Genomic DNA, 16,234 nt, shown 5'->3' with positions numbered 1-16,234 from the left:
TGTAAGGAACCGCGCATGCCATCCGGAACCCTGCCATGCGCGTGACTACCGATCTGTGGGTATCGGCCCTTCTGCGCCGTGTCTTCACCGCCGGCGGTTTTGCTGCCGTGGTCAAGCGCGGCGCGACCGAGGCTGGCGCCGTCTTCGTGTTGTCGCGCGGCCGGCTGGGCGAGGTGGCTCTGTACGGACCGGCGCCGCAAACGAGCTACGATTCGGCCAAGCCCGACGAGCGCTTCTTCACCTTGCTCGATTCTGGCGACGATAGCTCGGCATTCGATGCAAGGCTGGAAAAGGAAAAGAGATTCGATCCCGACATCTGGGTGGTCGAGATCGAGGCCGGCTCCGTTCCGGTCGAGGAGCTTGTGTCCGTGAAGGCGGAATAGAGGCGGCGGCCCGGCGTCCCGACCGGCCACGGAAACGCTGTGCACTTCCCTGGAATTGGGTCAGGACGCCTTGCGGCCGGCGGCCTTGTCATCGCTGTTCGATGCGTGGCGCCCTGTCTCGATGGCGTTGCCGCGGATCGCCCGAGACATCGTTTCGGCCTTCCAGGCCCGCACCATGTCGAGCGCTGCCTCGCGATGCAGCAGCCGATAGCGGTCGAGGAACAGACGGATTGCCTGGGGATGCGGGAACTCGCCGGGATAGATCGCGACCGCGATCAGGAAGGCCCTGTCTTCGCTGAGGTCGAGCGCCTTGAGTGCCGCAAGCAGCGCTGCGTAGCCCGATTGCTCGGTAATTGAGCGGGCCGCGGCAAAATCGATGTCGAGCGCATCGGCAAGCGCCGTCTGGAAGAAAGCAAGGTTGCCCGTCAGCGCCGTCTCGCGCAGCTTTAGATAAGTCGGCTGTCCGAGGAATGGGTTGACAGCGGCACTTTCGCCGGCGGGCCGCATCATCGAGCGCAGGCGTCGCCGCGCGCTTTCCTCAGACACGCCGGGATCCGGGCGGCTGTCTTCTGTTGCGGAAGCGGCCGGTTTCACCGGCGCGAGTTTCGTGACCGTCTCCGGCGGCCGCGTGTTGACCAGCGTCGGCTTCTCCAGCGCGCGGATCAGGTGGGCGATGGTTGCGTTGAGTTCCTTGCGGCGAGCGATTGCGCGCGCGTGCGGCAGGCCATGGCGGCCGATCAGCGCGATGAGATCGATGTCGCTCAGTGCGTTCGAGCGGGTAAGCAGCGGCGCCGCGATCTCGACCGGCTCCTCGGCCAGCCGCCGCACCAACGCGGCCGGCGCATATTCGCATTCGGAAAGGGCGGCGGCGACATAGCGGCGCGATTCGACCGACACTTCGTCGAACAGCGGCAGCGTCAGATCCTCGAGTTGGGCGATTTCGCGCCGCGACGGGCGCGTCAGCGAGCAGAAGGCCGACACGGCGGCGCGGAACAGCCTTTCGGCTTTTCCCGCTTCGGTCCGGATAGCGATGTGCCTGAAATCCGAAGAAGACACGGAGGATACGCCCGATACTCGACACAGACCCGGCCCCGCGCCTCCGGCCGGGCCGGTTTCGCGTCTCCAGGGAACAAACATCAAATTAGCCGCGATCCGTTAGCGCTCCGTTAACCCTCTGCCCGCCTTAATCGACTTTGGAGGCGTTGCGTTGTGCTCCGGTCAAACCGAGAGGAATACGCGAACCATGGGAATGGTCTTGTCTTTCGTGCCGCGAGCGGCACCCGTCAATCGAGTAACCCACGACACCGACACGGCAGCGGCTGTCATCATCTTCCCCGGCGTCCGCTATGAGCCACAGCCGCAGGTTGGCGCGGCGCGTCCGGACGGCCCGGACAAGCCTGGGTCGCCACTAATGCCGCATCACTGAGCTGACTCTTCAGTATTCCTGCAGCTCGCAGGCACTCTGTTCGAGAAAGCGCGACACGATCGGCTTCCAGCTATCGTCCGGCACGAAGGCGCGGACGACAAAGATGCCCTCCTCGATCGGCGCCTCGACAAAGATCGCGCCCTGCAAGTCCTCGGGAAGATCGCGCCGCACGTCGATCATCTGCGCCGGTGTCAGCACCACGGCATCGAGCTTTTCGCTGTTCGCATTGTGGTCGTTGAAGGAATAGATGTTATGGCCGCTGCGGTCATAGACCGAGGCCGACCAGAACGGCACGTCGCCCGGCGCCCGGATCCGTACCAGCCCGTCGGCGAGATTGAAGCGGCAGGCGGCCGCGTAGAACATGGGGTCGACCGACTTCACCACAGGCGCACCGCCAGCCTCCGCGTCCAGGCGCGTCATCTTGTAGAGGTGGGAGGCCATTGCCAGCCGCGACCAGGCATCGCGCTCGGAAAATTCCGGCACCAAAAACAGCACCGCGATATGCACGATGCCGGCGCCGAGCAGGCCGAGGACCAGGGCGTGCAGCAGGCTACGCATGGCAACCCGCCTTCAGAATGCGCGGCAGCGCCACGTCGGAAAGCCCAGTGCTGCTCGCGATCGGCGTGTCGTAGAAGGTCAGCACGAAATACATCTTGCCGAAGCCGGCCGTCAGCAGCCAGTTGCCCGGGGCAGGGCGGTCGCCGACGGAGATGACGACCGAATTGTCGGGCCGGCGCAGCACTTCGTAGGATTGCAGCGCCGCCTGTCTCGCCTTGCCGGTGTCGATGACGCCGAGCGACTGGTCGGCGGCATAAAGCGTCCAGAACCGGGCCGTCGGGTAGCCGCCCTCGATCGAATAGGCGCATTCCCGCTTCAGCGGCTGGCCGGCTTCGTCGCGCTCGGCGACGAAGGATAACCCTTCCGCCCGGCCGAGCGCCAGCACGCCCTCACGCGCCACGCGCGCCTTGGAGTAGGGGTCGGAGCCTTCCGTGCCGATTTCAGGAAAAGCTGTCCATTGGCCGATGCGGATCGCACCGACCCCGTCCTGCGCGTTGAGCGCGTACCAGACACTGCCGCCGCCAAGGCCGATGGCCATGGCAAGCGAAAGCAGCGTGAGGGAGACGGTCTTGAGCATGGAAGGCCGGAACTGAGAGGGTTGCCCGGGATATCGCGGCGCGGGGCCTCGTGGCAAGCCGGCTTGCCTTGGGCATGGCGATATTCAGGTGGTTGCGGCCTGCAGTAGTATGACGTTCCCATGTCGGCGACCGGCCTGTCACGGACAAAGTCCGGACCGCGCCGCTCCTGATTCTCGGCGGCGCTGCACGTGGCCATCCAATCACTGACTTGTCAGGCGCCGATCCGATGCCTGTGCTTGCAGCCGCCGCCATTTCGTTCCACATCGGTCGGGATGAAGGGCGAGACCGGAGAGCGGCGTCGGAATTTGCCGTGGGCTTTGCCCGCATCGCTGATGCTGCATGCGCTCATCGCAGCGTTTCTGGTCTATACCTTGCCCAAGCCCGCCCAACAGCCGGATGAGGAACAGCCGGTCAATGTCGCGCTTGTGCCTCCGCCCGAGCAACCTAAGCCGAAGCCTCCGCCCGCACCGCAGCCGAAGGAACTCAAGGCCGAGAAGCCCCCGGAACCGAAAGCCGAAAAACCGCCCGAGCAAAAAGTCAAAAAGCCGCCAGTGCCGGAAAAGCAGCCGCCGAAGCCACCGCCGATCGCGGTGCTAAAGCCCGTTTTCCAGTACGGCAACAAGGACACCGGCCCCAGGAAATCCCTGGATGGAGCCGGCAACCGGGACAACACGCCGTCGCCGGCCAACGATAGCGATACTAAGCCGCCCGCCGTGGCGAAGCCTGCACAGAAGCAATCTGCCGCGCCGGCAGATGCCGATCAGCCGGCGGATCAAAGCACGGCTGACGAGAAGCCGGTAATCGCCGCGACGGACGCCGAGCCCACGCAAAGTGAGGAGAAGGCAGCCCAGGACACGGATAAACGGCAGGCTGCCGAGCAAGAGGCAGGAGCGCCAACCGCCGAAAAGCAAACAGCCGCGGCGCCGACGCCGATGGATGCCAAGAGCGGCGATAAGGTCGAGCTTCCGGCCGCGACCGAAAAGCAAAAGCCCAAGCAAGCAAATGCGCTGAAGTTCAGGCTCGCGAAGGTCTCGAAGTCCCGAAGCAAGAGCGCCGGGACGCCAGGTTCCACCAACGCCGCCGTTGCTGCGTCGCCGATCTATTCCGGCCTTCCGGGTGTTCGAAAGCTCTATTCGCAGGGCGCTACCGGCGATGCGCTGGCCACAAGCTCTATGAGCGAGGTGCCTCGCGACCAGCGGGTTGCCAACCTTTGCGGCAGCGTTTTGAACGAGGAATTGCAGGGCGCCTCCTATTCTCCCAAATGGCTGCCATCCATTCCGCTGAAGGTGGGCAATGTTCTTAACCCTCCGGTGGCCGCCTTCAGCACGGCAACCACATGGTACCGCCTAAGCTTCCGGTGCGAGGTCGACGCCGATGCGACAAGGGTCTTGTCGTTCAACTTCCGTGTCGGGGCTGAGATCCCACCCGGCGAATGGGCCGGGCTCAGATTGCCTAGTCTCCGCTAAGCTTTCCCGCGAAAGTGGGACCGGTTTCGGGGCAAGCGCATGCGTCGAACGAAGGTTCAAAGCGCGGACAGCGTCTCCGGCAGGGTAGGAGCGTTGAGAACCGGCGCGGCCTGGAAGGATTTGGTCATTGCCCTCAGCGTCTGCGTGGTGCGGCTGGAAAGCACCGGCGGGCGCTCGGCCTCTGCCTGCGCCGCGGCATCGGCAGCCTCCTTCTTCGCCTCTTCCTCGGCCTTGGCCGCGACCTCCGGGTCGACCCAGGGATGATCGAGGCCAGGGATCGGCTTCAGATCGATATTCTGGTGTGCATAGGCCATCAGCCGCTGCCAGACCATCGCCGGCAGCGACCCGCCGGTCATGTTGTTGGTCGGCGTGAAATCGTCATTGCCGAGCCAGACGGCGGCCGTGTAGTTGCCGGTGAAACCGACGAACCATGCGTCTCGGTAGGACTGCGTGGTGCCGGTCTTGCCCGCGACGACGATGTTGGGAAGCTGCGCGCGCCGCGCCGTGCCGATCGCCGGCACCGCGGCCAGCATGGTGTTCATGTATTTCAGAGCTTTTTCCGACAGCACACGGTGCGGCGGCGGCGCGTCCTTGGCCCAGTCATAGACGACGTCGCCGGTGCGGGTAACGAGCTGCGTGATGCCGTGCCGGGAACCGACGAAGCCGTTCTGCGCGAAGACGCTGTAGCCTGTCGCCTGGTCCATCACCGTCATGAGGGACGTGCCGAGCACCATGGTCTTGTGCGATTCCAGCGGCGATTCGACACCCATGGATTCGGCCATCGCCTTGATCGGGCCGATACCGAGATAGTCCTTGGCAAGCCGCACCGGCACGGTGTTGATCGACTTGGCGATTGCCGTGAGCAGCGTGACGTTTCCGGCCGAGCCGCCATTGTAATTGTGTGGCGACCAACTGCCCCAACTGACGGCGCCGCCGGAAACCACCGAGTCCGGCGTGAAGCCGTGCTCCATCGCGGTGGCATAGACATAAGGCTTGAACGACGACCCGGTCTGCCGCAGCGCCTTGGTGGCGCGGTTGAACTGGCTGGCGCCATAGTCGCGGCCGCCGACGATGGCGCGCACCGCGCCGTTGGTCTCGATCACCACCACCGCGCCCTCGGTAACGTTGTATTCCTTGCCGAACTGGCGGAGATGGAATTCAACCGACTCTTCGGCCGCTTTCTGGATATTGGCGTCGAAGGTCGTATGGGCGACCAGCGAGTGTTGGCCGGGCTTGGCGATCTTCTTGACCTCGTCGAAGGCCCAGTCGAGGAAATAGTCAGGGCTCTTCTGCTCGCCGCGGTCGACGACATCTGCCGGATGCAGCCGCGCCTGCAGCACCTGGCCCTCGGTCATGAAGCCGGCGTCGACAAGGTTGGAGAGCACCACATTGGCGCGCGCACGGGCGGCCGGCAGGTTGATGTGCGGGGCGTATTTGGTGGGCGCCTTGAACAGGCCGGCCAGCATTGCCGCCTCGGCGAGGTTCAGGTCCTTGACGCTCTTGCCGAAATAGAAATCCGCCGCCGCCTCGATGCCGAACGTGCCGCCGCCCATATAGGCGCGGTCGAGATAGAGCTGAAGGATCTCCTTCTTGGAGAGATTGGCCTCCAGCCAGAGCGACAGGAAAGCTTCCTTGATCTTGCGCTCCAAGGTGCGCTCGTTGGACAGGAACAGGTTCTTGGCCAACTGCTGGGTGATGCTGGAGCCGCCCTGGACCACCGAATTGGCGCGCACATTCTCGAAGATCGCGCGCGACAGGCCGAGAACGTCGATGCCGTAGTGATCGAAGAAGCGGCGGTCCTCGGTCGCCAGCACCGCCTTGATGACGATATCCGGCATCTCGTCGACCGGCACGGAATCGCGCTGGATGATGCCGCGCTGGCCGATCTCGTTGCCGTAGCGGTCGAGGAAGGTGACGGCGAAATCGCCCTGGTTGCGCCAATCGCCGGCGGTGATCTCAAACGCCGGCATGGCCAGCGCCAACAGCACCACGAAGCCGCCGGCTCCCATGGTGAACCCTTCGCTCAGCACCTCGATGATGGCGCGTCGCCAGCCATGCAGGCGGAAGCGGCGGGAAAAGATAGTTGCCGCCTCCCAGAATTCGCGCGCTTTGAAGCTGATCTCGTAGAGCGAGGAATCGAGCCACGCATCGACGGCAAGAGCCGCCGAGGCGATCCGGCCTCTTCTCTTGCGTGGTTTCGAAGGAGTTGGCATTCCAGACTTCCGCCCCAATGCGCTTTCGCCCGAAAACAGCATGCGGGCAGTTTCAGGTGGCACCCTGCCAAACTATTCGACCATTTTATCACTGCTCACAAGGGCAGCGAAGCCACAGCACAAGCTTTGTTGAATGGAGGTCAATCGGCCGTGAACGGCGGGTAGTTATCACCGCGCCGCGATGAAGCGCATGAAATGCGCCACATCCGCTTCGGTCGGCTCCTGGCCGGTGAAGGAGCGCAGATAGGCGGCGAGATGGCTGACGCGGGCCTCGACCGGTTCCTTGAGGTCGAGAACGTAATAGCCGATCTGCATGTAGTAGAGCACACGCGCTCGGATGAAGGCGTCCTCGTCGTCGTAGCCGTGCCGGCGGTACATGTCGCGGATGGCGCTGAGGCGCTCGTCGTCGGCCTGGTCGATCATCTGCCGCACGTCGGCCGAGCGCCTCGCCCATTCGCGTACGGCGAAATCGAGCCTCGGGTCGAACAGTCGCTCGTCGGCCCAGCATTCGAATACGTTCATCACGCCCATGATGATGGTTTCGGCGGGGCGCCGGGCGCGCTCGACGATCGCAGTGGTGTTGGTGTCGTGCCAATGCTTGAGCAACTGGTCGAGCAGATCCTGTCGGCTTTCGAAATACCAGTAGAAGCTCGAGCGCGACACGCCGAGCTTCTGGCCGAGGGTGAGCACGCGCACGCTCTCGATACCGTCTGAAATCAGTGTCTCAAGCGCCAGATCGATCCAGTCCGAGCGCGTGACCTTGATGTTGCCGGGAACCGGTTCGGCCTGCGGGGCGGTCATGATCATGGCCGCACAATAGGCATGGCGGGAAGCGGCGCGCAAGCGACCTGTACACTTGTGTCTAGACACTTGTGTACAGGAGGTGTATCGTAAGGCTCTCTAACGAGAGGGAGAGGCTCGTGAAATCGCATTACCGGGCGGTCGTCATCGGGGGAGGCGTGGTCGGCGCCTCGGTGCTCTATCACCTGACGCGCTTCGGCTGGAGCGACGTGGCGCTTATCGAGCGCGCCGAGCTGACGGCCGGCTCGACCTGGCACGCGGCGGCCGGCTTCCATGCGCTGAACGCAGACCCCAATGTCGCGGCGCTGCAGGATTACACGATCAAGCTCTACCGCGAGATCGAGGCCGAGTCCGGCCAGGATGCCGGGTTGCACATGACCGGTGGCGTCAACATGGCAAGCGATCCGCAGCGCTGGGAATGGCTGAAATCGGCCTGGGCGGTGTTCCAGTCGGTCGGCATCGAGACGGCCCGCCTGGTGACGCCCGAGGAGATCAAGGAGATCTGCCCGATCGTCGACGTCAGCGATGTGCTGGGTGGCCTTTACGATTCCAACGAAGGCCATCTCGACCCTTACGGCACGACGCACGCCTATGCGGGCGCCGCAAAGAAGCGCGGCGCCGATGTGATCCTGCGCAACCGCGTGATCGAGCTCAGGCAGCGCGCCGACGGCGACTGGGATGTGGTTACGGAGAAGGGCGCGATTGTCGCCGAGCATGTCGTCAACGCCGGCGGCCTATGGGCCAAGCAGGTCGGCCTCATGGCAGGCGTCGACCTGCCGGTGACGCCGATGGAGCACCATTATTTCGTCACCGAGGACATTCCGGAGGTCGCTGCGCTCGACAAGGAGCTCGGCCTTGCCGTCGATCTCGACGGCTTCTCCTATCTTCGGCAGGAGCGCAAAGGCGTGCTGCTCGGTGTCTACGAGCAGAACCCAAAACATTGGAACATGGACGGTGCGCCCTGGGACTACGGCATCGAGCTGATCCCCGAGGACATCGACCGCATCAGCCCGGAGCTTTCGAAGGCGTATCAGCGCTTCCCCTGCCTGGCCAAGGCGGGCATCCGCAAATGGGTCAATGGCGCCTTCACCTTCACCCCCGACGGCAATCCACTGGTTGGCCCGGTGCGTGGCTTGAAGAACTACTGGGTCGCCTGCGGCGTCATGGCCGGCTTCAGCCAGGGTGGCGGCGTCGGCAAGTCGCTGGCCGAATGGATGATCTACGGCGAGCCGCAGGCCGACATCTTCGGCATGGACATCGCCCGCTACGGCGCCTTCGCCGCCAACCGCGAGTATCTCAGGCAAACCACGCGCCAGTTCTACGCCCGTCGCTTCGTCATGACCTTCCCCAACGAGCGGCTGCCGGCGGGCCGGCCGCTGAAGCGGCCCGGCGCCTATGACGGCATGAGCGCGGTCGGCGCCGAGTGGACGGCCTCATGGGGGCTGGAAATCCCGGCCTATTTCGCGCCAATGGGTTTTCGCGAGGAGACGACGCTGAAGCGCTCCAACGCCTTCGACATCGTCGGCGATGAGGTGCTGCAGGTGCGCCGCGCCGCCGGCCTCGTCGACACCACGGCCTTCTCGCGCTACGCCGTGTCCGGTCCCGGCGCCGAGGCCTGGCTCGACCGGCTGCTTGCCTGCAAACTGCCGAAGCCTGGGCGCGCGAAGCTTGCCCCGATGCTCGGCCATGACGGCAGGCTGAAGGGCGACCTTACCGTGCTCAACTGGGGCGGCGGCGACTACTGGATCATGGGCTCCTATTACCTGCGCGAATTCCACATGCGCTGGTTCGAGGCGCACATGGCGGACGGCGTCTCGGTTAACGACATCTCGGACGCGATGTCCGGCTTCCTGGTGACCGGGCCGAATGCAAGGAAGGTCGTCGAACGCACCACGCACCAGGACGTCTCCGCCAAAACCCTGCCGTTCATGGCCTGCGCCGAGTTCGACATCGGCATGGTTCGCGCCCGGGTCGCCCGGCTGTCGATCGCCGGCGAGCTCGGCTTCGAAATCAATTGCCCGGCCACCCTGCACGGGACGCTGCGCGAGACGCTGCTCGCCGCCGGCGAAGATCTTGGTCTCGCCGAGATCGGCTACTACGCGCTCAACGCGCTGCGGCTGGAGAAGAGTTTCGGCATCTGGTCGCGCGAATTTACCCAAGGCTACACGCCCGGCCAGACCGGGCTCGATCGGTTCGTCGACTTCGACAAGGGCGATTTTGTCGGCCGCGAAGCAGCTCTCAAGGAGCGCAAGGCGGGCGTCGCCCGGCGGATCGTGACCCTGGAAGTCGATGCCGTCGACGCCGACGCCAGCGGTTTCGAGCCTGTCTGGCACAAGGGACGCCGCGTCGGCTTCGTCACTTCCGGCGGCTACGGCTACACGGTCGGCAAGAGCGTCGCCCTGGCGTTGGTGGATGACGATTTCGCCGGGGAGGGGACGCAACTTTCCGTACACATTGTCGGCGTCGAACGGCCGGCGCGTGTCATCGCGGCCTCGACCTATGACCCCAAGGGCGAGGCAATGCGGCAATAGGGAGGATTGGGCATGATTGACGAAGCCGCACGCGATCAGAGGCGCGAACGCCGGCGTGGACGTACCGGCGAGGCCGGCAGCGAGTCGAGCCGCCGCCCGAACTATCGTTCGCTGAAGAATCCGTTCCTGCCGCAGCCGGTCTTTTCCGACGATCAGGCCGCCGCGATCCACGACACGGCGCTGCGCGTGCTGGAAGAACTCGGCATCAAGGTGCTGCTGCCGGAGGCGCGCGCCATTCTTGCCAAGGCCGGCGCCCTGGTCGACGAGGACAGCCAGATGGTGCGGATCGGCCGCGACATGGTCGAGGCAGGCTTGGCGTCCGCGCCGCGCTCAATCCCCGCCTATGGCGGCGCCCGCTCCCGTGACCTTATCCTCGAGCTTGGGTCCATGACATTCCTCGCCGGCTCCGGCGCGCCCAACGTCACTGATCTCGAGCGCGGAAGGCGGCCCGGCACGCTCGCCGCCTTCGAGGAATTCATGAAGCTCCTGCAGCATTTCGACGTGCTGCATATGCTCGGCCCCTGCATCGAGCCGCAGGACGTCGACACGCGCTTTCGCCATTTTGCCACCGGCCGCGCGCAGCTCACCTTGTCCGACAAGTTCCCCTTCGTCTTCGCCCGCGGCACACCGCAGGTCGAGGACAGCTTCGAGATGGTCCGGCTGGCGCGCGGCCTCTCGTAGGAGGAATTTCGTAACGGCGCCTACTGCTACACCGTCATCAACACCAATTCGCCGCGCCAGCTCGATATCCCGATGGCGCAAGGCATCATCGACTTCGCCAGGTTCGGCCAGGTGTCGATCATCACGCCCTTCTGCCTGGCGGGCGCCATGGCGCCGATCACGGTCGCCGGCGCGCTGACCCTGCAGCATGCGGAGGCGCTGGCGGGGCTGACGCTCGCCCAGATCGTGCGCCCCGGCGCTCCGGTGGTCTATGGCTCGTTTTCCTCCAATGTCGACATGAAGTCGGGCGCGCCGGCCTTCGGCACGCCGGAGCACATCAAGGCGACCTTGGGCGCCGGCCAGCTCGCGCGCTTCACCGGCTTGCCTTGGCGCTCCGGCGGCGGCAGCGCCGCCAATGTCTCCGACGCGCAGGCAGCGCATGAGACGCAGTTCGCGCTATGGGCCTCGGTGCTTGCCGGCGCCACGGTCTGCATCCATGCCGCAGGCTGGCTGGAAGGCGGCTTGAGCGTCTCCTTCGAAAAGCTGATCACTGACATCGAGGCGCTGCAGACCGTCGCCGAGCTTTGCGCCACGACACCGGGTGATGCCGACGCCATCGGTTTCGACGCTATTGCCGAGGTGCAGCCCGGAGGCCATTTCTTCTCGGCCGCCCACACCATGGCCCGCTACCGTACCGCCTTTTATGAACCGCTGGTGGCCGACTGGTCGAATTTCGGCAACTGGACGCAATCCGGCGGCAAGACCGCGACGGAGCGCGCCACCGGCATCTGGAAGCGGATTCTTTCCGATTTCCAGCCGCCCGCATCCGCTGCCGCCACCGCCGGCGTGCTCGACGAGTTCATCGCACGTCGCACCGAAGAGGGCGGCGCGGCACCGGTGTCGTGAGGTCAAGGCAGCAGGGCAACCGCTGTACGCGAATAGGTCTTGTCGCTGACTTGATCGAGCATGAAGGCCGCCACGTCGGCGCGCGCCAGCGTCGGCAACAAGGATCTGGCCCGGATGCCGTGGCCGTGGCGGAACCGGCCGGTGGCTGGACCGTTGCCGAGCTTTGGCGGTCGCACGATCGTCCAGTCGAGGCCGGACTGCGTGATGAGCCTTTCCTTCGCTTCGTGATCCGCCGCTTCATGGCGCAGCACGAGCGGCACGACGATGCCGCCGAGCAGCGGCCCCAATTGCCGCCGGCTGTCGCGGACGCCGAGGAAGGACTGATAAATGAGCCGGGTTGGCCCGCTCCGTTGCATCGCCTCGACGATGAAGCCGATACCGGCAATCACCGCCGCGTCGTGCTTCAATGGCACGCCGACACCGAGGCAGCTCAACACCGCGTCGTGACCCGCAATCGCGCCCTCCACCGCCTTGCAGTCGGCGACGTCTCCGACGGTCACGCTCAGACGGTCGTGGCTGATGGCGAGCTTGCGCGGCGTGCGGACGAAGGCGGTGACCAGATGGTCTTCCGCCAGCGCCCCCGAGACGAGAGCGCGGCCGGTCGCGCCCGAGGCGCCAAAGATCAGAAGTTTCATCTCCGGCCTCCCTGGCCAGTCTGCCCCGCTCGTCAGCCAGGCTTGCGCCCTGCGGCGAAAGCGACTGGCGCCCCAGCCGGGCAGCAGCCTTGTGTAGACGTAGTCGCATTGCTCCACCAGACCCTGCGCGGCGCCTTCCTCAAAAACCGTGTCGCCCCACATCGTGACACGCGTGATGCCCTGCATGCCCGCCGAACCGGAACCGCGGATGGTGCGGCTCGCCCCCGAAACTCTCGGCAGCCGCCCGGTTTTGCTTGTCTATCGCCGCGAGATCGGTGATGAGGCGCCTGTGCGCCGTCATCCGTTTCGTAACTGTGGTGATCAGGGATCAGGCAACGGTGATCAGGCTTGATGGCATTGCCTCAAGCCGCCGCCTGACGATCTGGCGAAACGGGTGCAAGGCGGCTACGCTGCGATGAGGACAAGGCAGGCGAGAGGAAGCACATATGACGGCGCCTGGCGATTTGATGCAGGCCTTGTTCCTGCGACTGAAGACCGATGCGTCGCTGTCGGCGCTGTTGGGCGGCGCCGGCCTGCTCGAGCGCGCCGACGCCAAGGCCGCATTTCCGCACGTCACCTACGGTCGCACCAGCGCCTTCGACCTGGACACCGGCGCCGACGACAACGACGACCAACTCATCACGCTCCACATCTGGTCGAAGGCGCAGGGCGAGGCCGAGACGCGGCTCATCATGGACAGCATCAAGGCGCGCCTCGACGGCGCGGCCCTCTCGATCGGCCCGCGTGGCCAGACGCGGCTGTCGCTGGAATTCGCCGAGGCGCGCTATGACGACGATCTCGCGGTGCACCACGGGCTGCTGCGCTTCCGCGCGCTGACGCAAGAAGGTGCCTGAGAGACCAGCTTTTCCTTCAGCAATTCCAGGAAAGGTGCGTAGCGGTTTTCCGTCCGGAAGTACGAAAAAAACAAAGAGTTAGAGCAATTCCGCGTTTCCTTGAAACGCTGGACTTCTCTAGAGCTGGCCCTGGATGGCGGCCTTGTCGATGACAGACCAGACCTCGCGTATTCGCCCGTCCTGGATTTCATAAAAGACGTTCTCCGCGAAGGTGACTCGCCTGCCGTTCACCGCCAGGCCGAACAGCATGCCCTTGGGCCTGCAGTCGAAATGCAGACGGGCCGCCACGCGTGGTGGCTCTGAAACCAGAAGCTCGATGTTGAAACGCAGATCGGGAATGGCCTGAAAATCGCCTTCCAGCATGCGGCGATAGCCCGAAAGCCCCACCGTCTCGCCATTATACTGCACCTCCTCGCCGACAAACTGGCCGAGATTGTCCCAATCCTGTTCGTTGAGGCAGGCAATGTAGCCCTTGTAGAGACTGGCAAGGTCGTCATGGCTCATGGCATTCTCCCCGTCCTCAACTGCTTCACGGCGCAAATTAGAGCATATGCTAGCCGCGAAAACCGTAGCCGCGCCCGTGATTTTCCGGCTATCAATCCATGCTGGTCCTGATGAGCCCAGGCAGTTGGACTCGCATTTGTTCGTCTCGCGGGTAGGGGGTATGGCGGGCATGGATTTTCGGCCGTTCACCGTTCATTTCATGTTCAGCACAAATGCGTTAGTACCGTGATCATGAAAACGTTCCGCTCCCTTACTCGCGCCGCGACGCTGGCGCTTGCCGCAGCCGGGATTTTTGCGTCGCAGGCGACGGCGATGCCGCTCGTCGAGCCATCGGTCGATCAGCCGCTCGTGCTTGCTGCCAGCGACTGCTATGCAATCGGCCAACAGATCGCCGCGCAGAACGGCGGCACGCTCGCCAAGGCCTCGCAGGCCACGCGCGGCGGACAGCAGGTCTGCGTGATCGTGGTACTGGTCCCGGGCAAGGAGGGCCAGCGGCCGCGCCGTACCGAGATCGTGGTGCCGCTGGACTGACGCCCAATTCCCTTTAACAGGCTTAAGTTTCCTGGCCGGCGGAATCGGCCTATACCTCCACCCTTCAACAGGCTACGAACCATGCGCGTGCTCGTCGTCGAGGATGACAAGGATCTCAACCGGCAGCTTACGGATGCGCTGGTCGATGCCGGCTATGTGGTCGACCGCGCCTATGACGGCGAAGAGGGGCATTTCCTCGGCGACACCGAGCCTTACGACGCTGTCGTCCTCGACATCGGCCTGCCGCAGATGGACGGCATCAGCGTCGTCGAGCGCTGGCGCCGCGGCGGTCGCAAGATGCCTGTGCTGATCCTGACCGCGCGCGACCGCTGGAGCGACAAGGTTGCCGGCATCGATGCGGGCGCCGACGACTACGTCACCAAGCCTTTTCACATCGAGGAGGTGTTGGCCAGAGTGAGGGCGCTGATCCGCCGCGCCGCCGGCCATGCCTCGTCCGAGCTCACCTGCGGGCCGCTGAGGCTCGACACCAAGGCCTCCAAGGCCGACGTCAACGGCGTGCCGCTGAAGCTCACTTCCCACGAGTTTCGGCTGCTTGCCTATCTGATGCATCATATGGGCGAGGTGGTATCGCGCACCGAATTGGTCGAGCATCTCTATGACCAGGACTTCGACCGCGACTCCAACACCATCGAGGTGTTCGTCGGACGGCTTCGCAAGAAGATGGGCATCGACATGATCGAAACCGTGCGAGGCATGGGCTATCGCATGCGAGAGCCGGAGGCGTGACGCGGAACCGCTGAAGCCGACGATGAGAACGTGGCTTTCAAAGCTGCGGCTCTGGCCGCGCTCGCTGACCTTCCGCGTCATCGCCTTTTCCACGATTTGGGCGATCCTGACGCTCGTCGTCATCTTCACGCTCATAACCACGCTCTACCGCCAGGCCAGCGAGCGCGGCTTCGACAGTCTGCTTTCGGCGCATCTGTTCAACCTGATCGGCTCAGTCGGCATTTCCGACAATGGCGCGCTCATCGGCTCGCCCGACCTTGGCGATCTGCGCTTCTCGGAGCCGAATTCCGGCTGGTACTGGTCGGTCGAGCCGGCCTCCGAAGACGTTCACGGCGAACTCCATTCCTCCTCGATGACCTCCTCGATCCTGTCGCCGAGCGTCGCCGAGGTGCCGTTCAACGCGAACTTCCAGCGCAGCTATTCGACCGAGGGCATCAAGGGCGAGGAGTTGGAGGTTTTCGAGAGCGAGTTCGTGCTCGATGCCAAGAACCGCGCCGCGCGCTTCCGCGTCATGGGCAATCACAGCGAGCTCGAGCAGGAGATCGCGAGCTTCCAGCGCCGGCTGCTCACCTATCTGTCACTGTTCGGCGTCGGCATGATCGCCATCAACGCCATCGCCATCCTTTTCGGCTTGCAGCCTTTGCGCCGCGTGCGCAACGCGCTGGCCATGGTGCGCGAGGGCACGGCGCAGCGGCTCGACGGGCGCTTCCCGGCCGAGATCGAGCCTCTGGCCAGCGAGACCAATGCGCTGATCGAGAACAACAGGCGCATCGTCGAGCGCTCGCGCACCCAGGTCGGCAACCTCGCCCATTCCCTGAAGACGCCGCTTGCCGTGCTGATCAACGAGGGCCGCGCGCTCGGCGGCGCCAAGGGCGAGCTCATCGCCGAGCAGGCTGCCTCGATGCAAAAGCAGGTCGACCACTATCTGCAGCGCGCCCGCGTCGCCGCCCAGCGCGACAGCGTCGTCTTCCGCACGCCGGTGGCGCCGCTGGTCGAGCGCATGGTGCGCGTGCTGCGCAAGCTCAACCCGCAGACACAGCTTTCGCTGTCGCCGCCGGCCGCCGGGATCGTCTTTGCCGGCGAGCGCGAGGATCTTGAAGAATTGCTCGGCAATCTCCTCGACAATGCCATGAAATGGGCGAAAAGCGCCGTTGCCGTCTCGGTCGCTACCGTTGCCGGAAGCCCCAACCTGTTTGAAATCGTCATAGAGGACGACGGCCCCGGCATTCCCGAGGACAGCGCGCGGGAAGTGTTGAAACGCGGCAAGAGACTCGACGAGACGAAGCCGGGAACGGGGCTTGGATTGGCCATTGTCGCCGACCTCGTCAACGAGTATGGAGGCGCCCTGGCGCTGGAACGGTCCAGCATGGGCGGCTTGAGGGCGGTGGTAAGATTGCGGAGCCTTCAATAATGTCTTTATCGGTTTCCGTGCGGCCGCTTG

The 16,234-nt window shown here is 64.6% G+C and carries 14 protein-coding genes and 1 pseudogene; 8 read left to right on the top strand and 7 right to left on the bottom strand.

Annotation, left to right across the window (positions count from 1 at the left end; all coding sequences use genetic code 11):
- The first annotated feature begins 35 nt into the window (after positions 1-35).
- Positions 36-383 (top strand): DUF1491 family protein, encoded by a 348-nt coding sequence (locus CK224_RS09365; RefSeq protein ID WP_066997648.1) that lies wholly within the window; start codon positions 36-38, stop codon positions 381-383.
- A gap of 60 nt (positions 384-443) precedes the next feature.
- Here CK224_RS09365 and CK224_RS09360 read toward each other — a convergent pair whose 3' ends face one another.
- The 3 genes from CK224_RS09360 to CK224_RS09345 form a co-directional block, all read right to left on the bottom strand.
- Positions 444-1,439, bottom strand: coding sequence for a DUF2336 domain-containing protein (locus tag CK224_RS09360; protein ID WP_095781562.1), 996 nt, complete (start codon positions 1,437-1,439; stop codon positions 444-446).
- 379 nt (positions 1,440-1,818) lie between these two features.
- Positions 1,819-2,367 carry a DUF1254 domain-containing protein gene (locus tag CK224_RS09350; RefSeq protein WP_095777898.1) on the bottom strand — a complete coding sequence of 183 codons (549 nt, stop codon included), beginning with the start codon at positions 2,365-2,367 and terminating at the stop codon, positions 1,819-1,821.
- The gene (locus CK224_RS09345) at positions 2,360-2,944 is read right to left on the bottom strand and encodes a DUF1214 domain-containing protein (RefSeq protein ID WP_095777897.1); all 585 of its coding nucleotides are present in this window, start codon (positions 2,942-2,944) and stop codon (positions 2,360-2,362) included. The genes CK224_RS09350 and CK224_RS09345 overlap by 8 nt, the downstream gene beginning before the upstream one ends.
- Positions 2,945-3,217: 273 nt before the next feature.
- Between CK224_RS09345 and CK224_RS09340 the strand changes: the two genes are divergently transcribed.
- Positions 3,218-4,411 (top strand): DUF930 domain-containing protein, encoded by a 1,194-nt coding sequence (locus tag CK224_RS09340; protein WP_095781561.1) that lies wholly within the window; start codon positions 3,218-3,220, stop codon positions 4,409-4,411.
- 56 nt (positions 4,412-4,467) lie between these two features.
- On the opposite strand, the gene CK224_RS09335 is transcribed toward CK224_RS09340, so the two are convergent.
- Complete coding sequence (locus tag CK224_RS09335; protein WP_095777896.1) at positions 4,468-6,624, bottom strand: penicillin-binding protein 1A; 2,157 nt, start codon at positions 6,622-6,624, stop codon at positions 4,468-4,470.
- A 168-nt stretch (positions 6,625-6,792) separates the two neighbouring features.
- Entirely contained in the window at positions 6,793-7,431 is a 639-nt protein-coding gene (locus CK224_RS09330; RefSeq protein ID WP_095777895.1) for a TetR/AcrR family transcriptional regulator, read from the bottom strand.
- A gap of 113 nt (positions 7,432-7,544) precedes the next feature.
- On the opposite strand from CK224_RS09330, the gene CK224_RS09325 reads away from it, so the two are divergent.
- Together CK224_RS09325 and CK224_RS09320 are read left to right on the top strand one after the other, a co-directional pair.
- On the top strand, positions 7,545-9,956 hold the full coding sequence (locus CK224_RS09325; protein ID WP_095781560.1) for an FAD-dependent oxidoreductase: 2,412 nt from the start codon (positions 7,545-7,547) through the stop codon (positions 9,954-9,956).
- Positions 9,957-9,968: 12 nt separating this feature from the next.
- Positions 9,969-11,522: pseudogene (locus CK224_RS09320) on the top strand (trimethylamine methyltransferase family protein).
- Between the two features lie 2 nt (positions 11,523-11,524).
- Here the strand turns inward: CK224_RS09320 and CK224_RS09315 are convergent.
- Positions 11,525-12,343, bottom strand: coding sequence for an NAD(P)H-binding protein (locus CK224_RS09315; RefSeq protein WP_095781559.1), 819 nt, complete (start codon positions 12,341-12,343; stop codon positions 11,525-11,527).
- Between the two features lie 260 nt (positions 12,344-12,603).
- Between CK224_RS09315 and CK224_RS09310 the strand changes: the two genes are divergently transcribed.
- On the top strand, positions 12,604-13,011 hold the full coding sequence (locus tag CK224_RS09310) for a DUF3168 domain-containing protein (protein WP_095781558.1): 408 nt from the start codon (positions 12,604-12,606) through the stop codon (positions 13,009-13,011).
- A 117-nt stretch (positions 13,012-13,128) separates the two neighbouring features.
- On the opposite strand, the gene CK224_RS09305 is transcribed toward CK224_RS09310, so the two are convergent.
- The gene (locus tag CK224_RS09305; RefSeq protein ID WP_095781557.1) at positions 13,129-13,515 is read right to left on the bottom strand and encodes an ester cyclase; all 387 of its coding nucleotides are present in this window, start codon (positions 13,513-13,515) and stop codon (positions 13,129-13,131) included.
- Between the two features lie 231 nt (positions 13,516-13,746).
- Between CK224_RS09305 and CK224_RS09295 the strand changes: the two genes are divergently transcribed.
- From CK224_RS09295 to CK224_RS09285, 3 genes are all read left to right on the top strand, one after another.
- Positions 13,747-14,046 carry a hypothetical protein gene (locus tag CK224_RS09295; protein WP_095777890.1) on the top strand — a complete coding sequence of 100 codons (300 nt, stop codon included), beginning with the start codon at positions 13,747-13,749 and terminating at the stop codon, positions 14,044-14,046.
- Positions 14,047-14,127: 81 nt separating this feature from the next.
- On the top strand, positions 14,128-14,793 hold the full coding sequence (locus CK224_RS09290) for a response regulator transcription factor (protein WP_067320964.1): 666 nt from the start codon (positions 14,128-14,130) through the stop codon (positions 14,791-14,793).
- A gap of 22 nt (positions 14,794-14,815) precedes the next feature.
- Positions 14,816-16,204 (top strand): ATP-binding protein, encoded by a 1,389-nt coding sequence (locus CK224_RS09285; protein WP_095781555.1) that lies wholly within the window; start codon positions 14,816-14,818, stop codon positions 16,202-16,204.
- The last annotated feature ends 30 nt before the right edge of the window (positions 16,205-16,234 follow it).

Origin of the sequence: Mesorhizobium sp. WSM3862 (assembly GCF_002294985.1) — a bacterium.
GTDB lineage: Bacteria > Pseudomonadota > Alphaproteobacteria > Rhizobiales > Rhizobiaceae > Mesorhizobium.
Note: the sequence above shows the minus strand (reverse complement) of the source record. Positions and strands in the feature narration are given on the sequence as shown.